The sequence below is a fragment of the Acinetobacter sp. ANC 3903 genome (genome assembly GCF_002135315.1).
In the GTDB taxonomy this organism is placed as follows: domain Bacteria; phylum Pseudomonadota; class Gammaproteobacteria; order Pseudomonadales; family Moraxellaceae; genus Acinetobacter.
Genome location: NZ_NEGA01000019.1, coordinates 67,687 through 77,812, shown reverse-complemented (window position 1 = coordinate 77,812; position 10,126 = coordinate 67,687). Strand labels below are relative to the sequence as shown.

Genomic DNA, 10,126 nt, shown 5'->3' with positions numbered 1-10,126 from the left:
AACCTGATGCCATTTGTCACTCAAGTCGCAGTGGGCCGTCGTGAAAAATTGGCGATCTTCGGCAATGATTACGATACTGTTGACGGGACTGGCGTGCGCGATTATATCCATGTAGTGGATTTGGCGAATGCGCATTTGTGTGCCTTGAATAATCGCCTTATGGCAAAAGGCTGTCGTGTCTGGAATATTGGAACCGGTCAGGGTTCATCGGTTTTAGAAGTGGTGAAAACATTTGATCGGGTCAATCATGTGCCGGTCGCCTATAGCATTGAGCCGCGTCGTGAAGGCGATGTGGCGACTTCATTTGCAGACAATACCCGTGCTGTGCAAGAGTTAGGCTGGAAACCGCAATATACTCTGGAAGATATGCTGGCGGACAGCTGGAACTGGCAAAAGCAAAATCCGAATGGTTATCGCAACCAGTAGTAGATATGAAAAAGGAGCTTTCGATCAAGCTCCTTTTTTGATACAGCAATCCTTAGCCTTGAATCAGTTGGGTCAATTCATCCACATAATCTTGTATCGGTTCAGGATTTTTATCTGCACGGCTTTCAATATTTAAGCGCAGTAATGGCTCGGTATTGGAAGCGCGTACGTTTAAACGCCATGCGCCAAAATCCAGGCTCACACCGTCCGTTTGATCAATGGCTGGATTTTGATCGGCGAAGTGATCAAAAATCTTTTGAATGGTGGCTTGAGTGTTTGCAACTTTAAAGTTGATTTCACCCGAACATGGAAATTTGGCAATCATGCCTTCAACCAGTGAAGATAAAGATTGTCCTGTTTCAGATAATACAGAAATAGCCAACAGCCATGGGATCATGCCGCTGTCACAATAAGCAAAGTCACGGAAATAATGGTGTGCACTCATTTCTCCGCCATACACGGCATTATGCTCACGCATTTTTTCTTTAATGAAAGAATGACCGGATTTAGACTGAATCGCTTCACCTTGGTATTGTTCAACCACATCAAAGGTGTTCCACACCAAGCGTGGATCATGCACAATTTTCTCACCCGACTGTTTCAGCAAGAACGCTTGTGCCAATAGACCCACAATATAATAGCCTTCAATAAACTGACCTTTTTCATCAAACAGGAAGCAGCGGTCGAAGTCGCCATCCCAAGCAAGCCCCATGTCAGCCCCATGCTCAATCACGGCATCACGTGTACTGTCACGGTTTTCAACAAGCAGTGGATTGGGGATACCATTCGGGAAGGTACCATCAGCTTCATGATGAATTTTAATAAATTCTACCGGTACATTGAGTACTTTGAATTTTTCTTCAATTGCATCAATCACATGACCTGCTGCCCCATTACCCGCATTCATCACCAGTTTTAAAGGTTTAATTTTTGCAGGATCAATATAGGTCATCAAATGATCTACAAATTCAGCCAGAATGTTGTATTTTTCGGTCGTCCCTTTTTGCTCGACCTCTTTAAATACGCCTGATTCTGCTAAAAGCTGGATATCTTTTAAACCCGTATCTGCACTGATCGGACGTGCATTTTCACGCACCAGTTTCATGCCGTTATAGTTCATCGGGTTGTGGCTGGCAGTCACTTCAATACCGCCTTGAACGTCCAGATGGAAAGTACCGAAGTAAACTTCTTCTGTACCGGTCATGCCTAAATCGAGTACGTTAACACCAGCATCATTTAAACCGCGAATGGTCGCTTGTTTCAGGTCTTCACTGCTGAGACGAATATCACAACCGATTACTACTGTTTTAGGTTGATAAATCTGACCATAAGCCCGACCAATTTTATAGGCGATGTCTTCATTTAATTCTTCACCCAATTTTCCACGAATATCATAGGCTTTAAAGCAAGTCAGGGTCATATTCTTTTACTCTTTTTCTTTACAATAAAAAGGCCGGTTACCCAGCCTTATATCAAAATTTATTATTCAACCGTTACCGATTTTGCCAGGTTACGTGGCTGATCGACATCCGTTCCACGCAAGACTGCTACGTGGTAAGACAGTAGCTGCACAGGAATACTGTAAACAATTGGAGCAAGGAGTGGACTGATACTTGGCACATGAACCACGTGCTGACGCTCTTTGCCTTTAATGCCGCTGTTTTCATCGGCAAAGACAAACAGTTCACCACCACGAGCCTGAACTTCTTCCATATTGGATTTGAGTTTGTCGAGCATGTCGTCTTGTGGAGCAAGAATCACCACGGGCATGTCATTGTCCACTAGTGCCAATGGACCATGTTTCAGTTCACCGGCCGCATAACCTTCGGCATGAATATATGAAATTTCTTTCAGTTTCAAGGCACCTTCAAGGGCAATTGGGAACTCGGTACCACGGCCTAAAAACAGGCAGTGCTGTTTTTCTACAAACAGCTCAGATAAACGTAAAATGTCTTTATCGTGTTGCAAAGTATCTAGAATGACTTTAGGGGTATGCCATAAATCAGTGGTAATGGCAGTAATTTGTTCAGCCGAGATGCTTTGCTTGACTTGACCAATTTTCAGTACCAACAGCATGAGTGCGGCAAGCTGCGTGGTAAATGCTTTGGTTGATGCAACCCCAATCTCAGGGCCAGCCAAGGTTAACAGGCTATGATTGGTTTCACGCACCATTGAAGAGGTAGCCACATTACAAATGGTCATGGTGCTAATGTTTAAATTTTTTGCAGCAGCGCGTTTTTGAGTATCACGCAGTGCAGCCAAGGTATCGGCAGTTTCACCGGATTGGGAAATGCACACATACAGCGTGTTATTGACAATCACAGGCGTGCGATAGCGGAATTCGCTGGCAATTTCAACTTGGCAAGGCAGGTCAATCAGCTGTTCAAACCAGTATTTTGCAATCATGCCGGCATGGTAACTGGTTCCACAGGCAATAATTTGCACCTGTTGAATAGTTTCAAAATCAGCAACGGCCTTACTTAAGAAATCTTCGCGTAAATCGTTGCCATTCAACGCTTGGGAAATAGTCTGCTGAATCGCTTCAGGTTGCTCATAAATTTCTTTGAGCATGTAGTGCTTATATTCACCTTTAGACGCATTGCTGACTGTTGCATCCAGTTCTTTTACTGGACGATTCACCAATTGCCCATCTACAAACACTTCAATGCTGTTACGCGTTAAACGTGCAATATCACCTTCTTCCAGGTAAATAAAACGGTTGGTAATTGGAAGCAGGGCCAATTGATCCGAGCTGATAAAGTTCTCGCCAATGCCGACACCAATGACCAAAGGTGAACCTTCACGAACGGTAATCAGTTCATTCGGATGATCGGTATGTACAATACCCAGCGCATATGCACCTTTGAGCTGAGGAACAACCTGTTGAACCGCTTCTAAAAGGCTAGAGGTTGATTTCAATGCATCATTGACCAAATGCGCGACAACTTCGGTATCCGTTTGTGAAGTAAAGACATAGCCCAGTGCTTCAAGATCATCTTTCAGTTCTTGATAGTTTTCAATAATACCGTTGTGAACCACAGCCACCGTACCAGAAACATGCGGGTGAGCATTGTTTTCAGTCGGTTTACCATGGGTTGCCCAACGGGTATGCGCAATACCTAGTGAACCTTCGATACTCGATTCACTCACGGCTTGTTCTAGGTTAACTACTTTACCAACACGACGTTCGCGCAGGACATGACCGCCATTGATCAGCGCAACACCCGCTGAATCATAGCCACGGTATTCAAGGCGCTTCAGGCCTTCAATTAAAATATTGCTAATATTACGTTCAGCAACGCCACCGACAATTCCGCACATATTTATAATCCTCTTATTTTTTCAATTTTTGGGGGCGTTGATAGTTTTCTTTGGCCACTTGTTTTGATCGTTCAAAGGCCAAACTATTTTCTGCTACATCGCGTGTGATGACTGAACCCGCACCTACAGTTGCACCATTGCCAATACTGACTGGAGCAACCAGTGAGCTGTTCGAGCCGATAAAGGCTGAATCACCAATAAGGGTTTTAAATTTATTGGCACCATCATAATTGCAGGTAATGGTACCGGCACCAATATTCGAGCCTGCACCGACTTCGGCATCACCTAAATAAGTAAAATGATTGGCTTTAGAGCCGAGGCCAATTGTGGAATTTTTCACTTCAACAAAGTTGCCAATATGCACTTCATTGGCTAGCTTGGCACCTGGGCGTAAACGGGCAAAAGGTCCAATTTGCGTATTTTCACCAACAATTGCATTATCGAAGATACTGTAGGGTTGAACCTTGGTACCGGCAGCAATCTTGGTATTTTTAATCACACAGCCTGCACCAATTTCAACATGATCGCCTAACTCACAATCACCTTCAATGATCACATTGATGTCAATCCGCACATCTTGACCGACTGTAAGATTGCCACGCAGGTCAAAACGGCTTGGATCAATGATATGCACGCCTTGCTGCATCAGCAGTTTGGCCTGATAGGCCTGGAATTCACGTTCCAAAGCGGCCAGCTGAATCCGGTCATTCACACCTTCCACTTCAAAGGCACGTTCCGGCTCAACCGAAGCCACTTCAAGACCATCGGCAATTGCCATGGCCACGATGTCGGTCAGGTAATATTCGCCTTGAGCATTGTTATTGCTTAATTTGGGCAACCATTGATGCAGTTTGGCATTGCTGACACAGTAAATACCGGTATTGATTTCCTTGATTTGACGCTGTGCATCGCTTGCATCTTTATGTTCAACAATGGCCTGAATTTTATTGTTTTCACGTATGATACGGCCATAACCGGTAGAATCGGCCAAGGTTAAGGTCACCAGGCCAATTCCTGTTTCACGTGAAACAGAAAGCAGTTTCTCTAAGGTTTCTTGGCTAATGCAAGGTACATCACCCGAAAGGATCAGTGAAACGCCATCACTAGGAAGTACCGGTAACGTCACTTTAACCGCATGACCTGTACCCAGCTGTTCGGCTTGTTCTACCCATTGAACATTTTCCTGTGCAAAGGCTTGTTGAACTAAATTACCGCCGTGTCCAAAAATGGTAATAATATTTTTGGCATTTAATTTTTTAGCAGTTTCAATGACATGACCGAGTAGAGGGCGTCCTGCGAGTGGCTGCAATACTTTGGGTAAGCTCGAACGCATTCGAGTTCCTTTACCGGCAGCAAGAATAATCACAGAAGTTGACATAATACACCTTAAAAACTTGGCTTAAGCCATTGAAATGTTGAGGTACACGAGAATACAGATTGCGGCCCAAATGCCAGCAATAATATCGTCAAACATAATGCCGAAACCGCCACCGACTTGACGGTCGATGACACGAATAGGCCAAGGTTTCCAGACATCGAATAAGCGGAACAGGGCAAATCCGACGAGCACCCAAAGCCAGCTCATTTTTGCGAAGTAAATCAGGGGCAGGAAGGTAATCGACTGTCCTGCAAATTCATCCCAAACAATACGGCCATCGTCATGTACGCCCATTATTTTAGCGGTTTGCCCACAAATATAAATGCCAATAAATGACATTAAAATCATGGCAATAATGGAGGTTGTAAAGCCAATTGCAAGCCAGGCAGGAATAAACAGCAATGCAACGGCCGAACCAAAAGTGCCCGGCGCTTTGGGTAACAACCCGGAACCAAATCCAACACCGCAAAAAACGATAAAGCGGTTGTACCAGGACATGTCTTTAAAATGAATCGCAGGTTTATGCAAAGTGTTGATATCCATGAAATTGCAGCGAATGATCTACGCCATTCTGCACAAAAGTTAACTCAGTTTTTTGGTCAATTTGTCCAATTTTGCTAATGTTGACATCTAATTGTTGTTGCAAAAGCTTTTCGTAATTTTGCGGGCTTATTGTAAAGCATAACTCATAGTCATCGCCACCCGCGAGAGTATATTGCCATTGCTGTTCTTGAGTTAAATTTTGTAAATCTGGACTGATTGGTAGCTGATTTAATTCAAGCGTGGCGCCGACTTTTGATGCTTTTAAAATATGGCCCAAATCTTGGGCCAGGCCATCAGACACATCTATCATGCTGGATGCCAGGCCTTTTAACTTTTGACCGAGCTGACAACGTGGCGTTGGATAATCCAGACGCTGTTGTAGCGGATGTCCTAAATTGTGCAAAGCAAATGCAGCATCACCGACTGTGCCAGAGACACAGACATAATCACCGACTTGTGCGCCTGAGCGTGTGATGGCTTTGCCGGTTTCTATCCACCCTAGAGCCGTAACAGAAATGGTGAGATGAGGACTTTGGGTGGTATCGCCACCAATTAAACTCACTCCAAATTGATCGCAGCAATCATATAGACCCTGACTAAACGCTTTTAGCCAGTTATGATCAATTTGGGCTAGGCTCAATGCCAGTAAAATGCTCTGCGGTTTGGCACCCATCGCGGCAATGTCAGATAAATTGACAGCGACAGATTTCCAGCCAATAGCATGCGGATTGGTATCGAGAGGGAAGTGTCGTCCAGCAACCAGAGTATCGGTACAAATCACCAATTGTTGCTGTGGAGGAGGGGTGAGCAAGGCTGAGTCGTCACCGACACCTAAATCGACAGATGAATTGTTCTGCCGATTAAAATAAGTATCAATGATCGAGAACTCAGCCATACAACAAATCTACTGAAAAATTAGTCGGCTTGTTGCTTTTCTGCTGCACGTAAGCTGGTTGCTAAACGGTCCAATACACCATTGATGTATTTATGGCTGTCTGCACCGCCAAAGTGTTTAGCAAGCTCAATCGCTTCGTCTAAAACAACACGGTAAGGAACTTCAAGATGGTCTTTGAGTTCATACGCACCGAGACGAAGGGTTGCAAGTTCAACGCCATCAAGGGCGCTCACTTCGCGGTCAAGCACAGGGATTAAGAGCGCATCCAATGCTTCATGATTGGCAACCACTTGAGTCAACAATTCATGATAATAGCCGAGATCCACTTTGTGCATGGCATTTTCCACACGTGTACGTGCTTCAATCTCATGTACCGGATTGTGGCTCATCTGCCATTCATAAATTCCTTGTACAGCAAAACGACGTGCTTTGCGTTTTGCTGCATAAGTTGCTTGAAGTGTTTGCGACATAGCGTTAAATAGCCTTTAACAAGTTAACCATTTCAATCGCAGTAAGGGCAGCTTCACCACCTTTATTACCTGCTTTTGTACCCGAGCGTTCAATCGCTTGTTCAATACTATCCGTAGTCAATACACCATTAATTACTGGTAAGCCAGTGTCCAGACCAACAACGCCTAGACCTTTGGCACATTCACCAGCAACAAAATCAAAGTGAGGCGTGCTACCACGAATCACTGCGCCAAGGGCAATAATTGCATCAAAACGATCGGCAGCAGCCAGTTTTTTAGCCACTACTGGAAGTTCCCAGGCGCCAGGTGCGTGAACAACGGTGATATTATCCTCTGATACACCATGACGTTTCAATGTATCAATTGCACCTTCTAATAGATGTTCTACAACAAAACTATTAAAACGACCCACTAAAATCGCATAACGGCCTTCGCTAGCGAGATGTAACATACCTTCAATACGGCGAATTGCCATAGCAACCTCGATGATTTCTTAAGATGTTTGTTGTGCAGTGATGTATTCCACCACTTCTAAGTTAAAACCTGATAATGCATTAAAACGTAAAGGTGAGCTGAGCAGCTTCATTTTCTCTACGCCTAAATCACGTAAAATCTGTGCGCCGACACCAATAGTTTGATATTGCTGAGATAACGCAGCATTTGATTTGGTGGGTTTTGGCGCACCTAAACTTTCCAGCGCAGGACCTAGATCCTGTAAATGGCGTTGACCAATCCACACCAATACGCCGCGATCACTATCTGCAATAGTTTTCAGTGCTTTATCTAAATTCCAGGCAGGTTCGCCATCTTGCTTGTTGATTTTAAGCAAGTCACGTGCCGGACTAAAACCATGTACACGTACAGTGGTCACACCTTGTTTCGGTTCGCCTTTTACTAGGGCCAAATGAATATCCGGATTACCAATTTCACGGTAACGGAATAATTCAAAAGTACCGTATTCAGTATCTAGGGTTTGTTGATCAAGGCGTTCAACGGTTTGTTCGTTGGTCATGCGGTAGTGAATTAAGTCCGCAATGGTACCCATTTTTAGACCATGTTTTTCTGCGAAAACTTCAAGGTCAGGGCGGCGCGCCATGCTGCCATCTTCATTAATAATTTCACAAATGACAGATGCAGGTTCAAGACCCGCAAGACGAGATAAATCACAGCCAGCTTCAGTATGGCCAGCACGGTGCAGTACGCCACCTGGCTGAGCCATTAATGGAAAGATATGGCCTGGCTGAACGATATCTGCCGGTTTTGCATGTGCCGCAACCGCAGTTTGAATGGTATGCGCACGTTCAGCAGGGGAAATACCTGTTGAAATGCCTTTTGCAGCTTCGATTGATAATGTGAAGTTGGTACCGTGTTGGGCACCGTTCGCATCAACCATTAAAGGAAGATTCAACTGTTGGCAACGTTCTTTGCTTAAAGTCAGGCAAACCAGACCACGTGCATGCGTGATCATAAAATTGATGTCTTCAGGACGTACGTGAGTTGCAGCAATGACCAGGTCGCCTTCATTTTCACGATCTTCATCATCCATCAGGATAACCATTTTTCCTGCACGGATATCTGCTACAAGCTCTTCAACTGTATTGAGCGGCATCAATCTTCACCTTCTTGTTGTCTTGAACGACATTTTGCTTACATTGATTGTTGCATAGTCTACCGTTTTTTTACGATGTTTGCCTATGCTTATTGGTTTCCATTCATGGTTCATTGTTATACACAGTGCCTGAACAGTTGAAAAGGGGACTTTATTTTAAAAAGCAGCGATTATGCTGAATCTTTAAGCAGTTGAAATACATAAATAATGACAAGCTTATGCAAAATGATGCTGATTTGTTGGGTTACGTACGCTACCGGTATAAAAAAAGCCCTAATCTTTCGATCAGGGCTTTTTTAAATCTGGAGCGGGAAAGGAGACTCGAACTCCCGACCCCAACCTTGGCAAGGTTATGCTCTACCAACTGAGCTATTCCCGCGGAGTCTATAAAGTTTTTTAAATAAAAAACTAAATGAAAAAATTTTGAGCGGGAAAGGAGACTCGAACTCCCGACCCCAACCTTGGCAAGGTTATGCTCTACCAACTGAGCTATTCCCGCATGCCGTGTATAATACATTATGCAAAAATAGGGTCAATAACTTTGTGAAAAAACTTGCATCAATTGCATAAAATAAAACCATTTTGTCCATGTTTGCTGATTTTCTAAACAGGATTGAGATTGGAAACCCGACTTTTCGCTTGAAATGGATAAATGATTGCTGTGATGGGCACGAAGATTGAATCGGAACACGTTATACTGAAACCAAAGATTGAGCTATTTGGGAGTGTTATTGTGAATATAGAACAGCAACTGATTCAGCGCCTGCAAGATTTGTCGCCGCTGCATTTAGAGGTGGTGAACGAATCATCGGGTCATGGCGGCTATTTCCCCGGTAAAGAATCACATTTTAAGGTGGTTGTGGTCAGTGACATTTTCCAAGGCTTACGTTTAGTGCAACGTCATCAAAAAATTTATGCGGCTGCCGGGGACTTGCTGGCTCCCGAGCGTATTCATGCACTGGCAATTCATGCTTTTGTGCCATCGGAATGGCAAGGACAAGCAACACCCAGTCCTGAATGCGCACATGCACCAAAAGCTGAATAAGAAGGAAGACTAAACAATGGATTTGCAGTTAACCGTTAAAATTGTGCATATGATTGCCGTGACTCTATTGATTGGGGCAATCATTGCACGTGGTTTGACTTTATTTGTTGGGGTAAAGGGGAATCAACCGAATCCGGTGGCACGGAAACTTTTGGTGGCATGGCAGCATCTGGCCATGACGGTCATCATTTTGACCGGGCTAACTTCTTTGGTAATTAAACATTTTGAAGTGCAGCCCTGGTTCTATGCCAAAATTGTATTGTTCCTGGTATTACTGTCATCTTTAATTAAAACCTATAAAAAGGATGACAGCATTTTATTGGTACAACGTCGCGCAGGTTTGACTATTGCGGTGGTTACGCTGATCGCCCTCATCAGTCTGGTGATGATTAAGCCGAATTTCGGTTAATTGTTAGACATAATTATTCTAGTCGCAAGG

At 44.1% G+C, this 10,126-nt stretch carries 11 protein-coding genes and 2 tRNA genes; 3 read left to right on the top strand and 10 right to left on the bottom strand.

All coding sequences use genetic code 11. From position 1 onward, the window contains the following. The coding region (locus B9T29_RS14085; protein ID WP_143223896.1) for a GDP-mannose 4,6-dehydratase at positions 1-426 on the top strand (426 nt) is incomplete at its 5' end. A 52-nt stretch (positions 427-478) separates the two neighbouring features. Here the strand turns inward: B9T29_RS14085 and B9T29_RS14080 are convergent. From B9T29_RS14080 to B9T29_RS14035, 10 genes are all read right to left on the bottom strand, one after another. Further along, positions 479-1,846 carry a phosphomannomutase gene (locus B9T29_RS14080; RefSeq protein ID WP_086176525.1) on the bottom strand — a complete coding sequence of 456 codons (1,368 nt, stop codon included), beginning with the start codon at positions 1,844-1,846 and terminating at the stop codon, positions 479-481. Positions 1,847-1,908: 62 nt separating this feature from the next. After that, positions 1,909-3,747 (bottom strand): glutamine--fructose-6-phosphate transaminase (isomerizing), encoded by a 1,839-nt coding sequence (gene glmS / locus B9T29_RS14075; protein ID WP_086176524.1) that lies wholly within the window; start codon positions 3,745-3,747, stop codon positions 1,909-1,911. Positions 3,748-3,760: 13 nt separating this feature from the next. Then, positions 3,761-5,125: a bifunctional UDP-N-acetylglucosamine diphosphorylase/glucosamine-1-phosphate N-acetyltransferase GlmU gene (gene glmU, locus B9T29_RS14070; protein ID WP_086176523.1), complete on the bottom strand. Its 1,365-nt coding sequence runs from the start codon at positions 5,123-5,125 to the stop codon at positions 3,761-3,763. Between the two features lie 21 nt (positions 5,126-5,146). Beyond that, positions 5,147-5,668 carry a phosphatidylglycerophosphatase A gene (locus tag B9T29_RS14065; RefSeq protein ID WP_086176522.1) on the bottom strand — a complete coding sequence of 174 codons (522 nt, stop codon included), beginning with the start codon at positions 5,666-5,668 and terminating at the stop codon, positions 5,147-5,149. Further along, positions 5,646-6,563, bottom strand: coding sequence for a thiamine-phosphate kinase (gene thiL / locus B9T29_RS14060; protein ID WP_086176521.1), 918 nt, complete (start codon positions 6,561-6,563; stop codon positions 5,646-5,648). The genes B9T29_RS14065 and thiL overlap by 23 nt, the downstream gene beginning before the upstream one ends. A gap of 20 nt (positions 6,564-6,583) precedes the next feature. After that, a complete protein-coding gene (gene nusB, locus B9T29_RS14055) occupies positions 6,584-7,033 on the bottom strand; it encodes a transcription antitermination factor NusB (protein WP_086176520.1) in 450 nt (149 codons plus the stop codon). 4 nt (positions 7,034-7,037) lie between these two features. After that, on the bottom strand, positions 7,038-7,508 hold the full coding sequence (gene ribE, locus B9T29_RS14050; RefSeq protein WP_086176519.1) for a 6,7-dimethyl-8-ribityllumazine synthase: 471 nt from the start codon (positions 7,506-7,508) through the stop codon (positions 7,038-7,040). Between the two features lie 18 nt (positions 7,509-7,526). Beyond that, on the bottom strand, positions 7,527-8,642 hold the full coding sequence (gene ribBA / locus B9T29_RS14045) for a bifunctional 3,4-dihydroxy-2-butanone-4-phosphate synthase/GTP cyclohydrolase II (protein ID WP_086176518.1): 1,116 nt from the start codon (positions 8,640-8,642) through the stop codon (positions 7,527-7,529). A 303-nt stretch (positions 8,643-8,945) separates the two neighbouring features. Continuing rightward, positions 8,946-9,021: transfer RNA gene (locus B9T29_RS14040), tRNA-Gly, on the bottom strand. Between the two features lie 47 nt (positions 9,022-9,068). Beyond that, positions 9,069-9,141: transfer RNA gene (locus B9T29_RS14035), tRNA-Gly, on the bottom strand. A gap of 234 nt (positions 9,142-9,375) precedes the next feature. Between B9T29_RS14035 and B9T29_RS14030 the strand changes: the two genes are divergently transcribed. Both B9T29_RS14030 and B9T29_RS14025 read left to right on the top strand, forming a co-directional pair. After that, entirely contained in the window at positions 9,376-9,687 is a 312-nt protein-coding gene (locus tag B9T29_RS14030; RefSeq protein WP_086176527.1) for a BolA family protein, read from the top strand. Between the two features lie 16 nt (positions 9,688-9,703). Next, entirely contained in the window at positions 9,704-10,096 is a 393-nt protein-coding gene (locus B9T29_RS14025; RefSeq protein ID WP_086176517.1) for a SirB2 family protein, read from the top strand. The last annotated feature ends 30 nt before the right edge of the window (positions 10,097-10,126 follow it).

Excerpts from the sequence above, each read along its gene's own strand:
- B9T29_RS14080 (WP_086176525.1), bottom strand. The coding sequence starts at position 1,846 with ATGACCCTGACTTGCTTTAAAGCCTATGATATTCGTGGAAAATTGGGT.
- glmS (WP_086176524.1), bottom strand. The coding sequence starts at position 3,747 with ATGTGCGGAATTGTCGGTGGCGTTGCTGAACGTAATATTAGCAATATT.
- glmU (WP_086176523.1), bottom strand. The coding sequence starts at position 5,125 with ATGTCAACTTCTGTGATTATTCTTGCTGCCGGTAAAGGAACTCGAATG.
- B9T29_RS14065 (WP_086176522.1), bottom strand. The coding sequence starts at position 5,668 with ATGGATATCAACACTTTGCATAAACCTGCGATTCATTTTAAAGACATG.
- thiL (WP_086176521.1), bottom strand. The coding sequence starts at position 6,563 with ATGGCTGAGTTCTCGATCATTGATACTTATTTTAATCGGCAGAACAAT.
- nusB (WP_086176520.1), bottom strand. The coding sequence starts at position 7,033 with ATGTCGCAAACACTTCAAGCAACTTATGCAGCAAAACGCAAAGCACGT.
- ribE (WP_086176519.1), bottom strand. The coding sequence starts at position 7,508 with ATGGCAATTCGCCGTATTGAAGGTATGTTACATCTCGCTAGCGAAGGC.
- ribBA (WP_086176518.1), bottom strand. The coding sequence starts at position 8,642 with ATGCCGCTCAATACAGTTGAAGAGCTTGTAGCAGATATCCGTGCAGGA.
- B9T29_RS14025 (WP_086176517.1), top strand. The coding sequence starts at position 9,704 with ATGGATTTGCAGTTAACCGTTAAAATTGTGCATATGATTGCCGTGACT.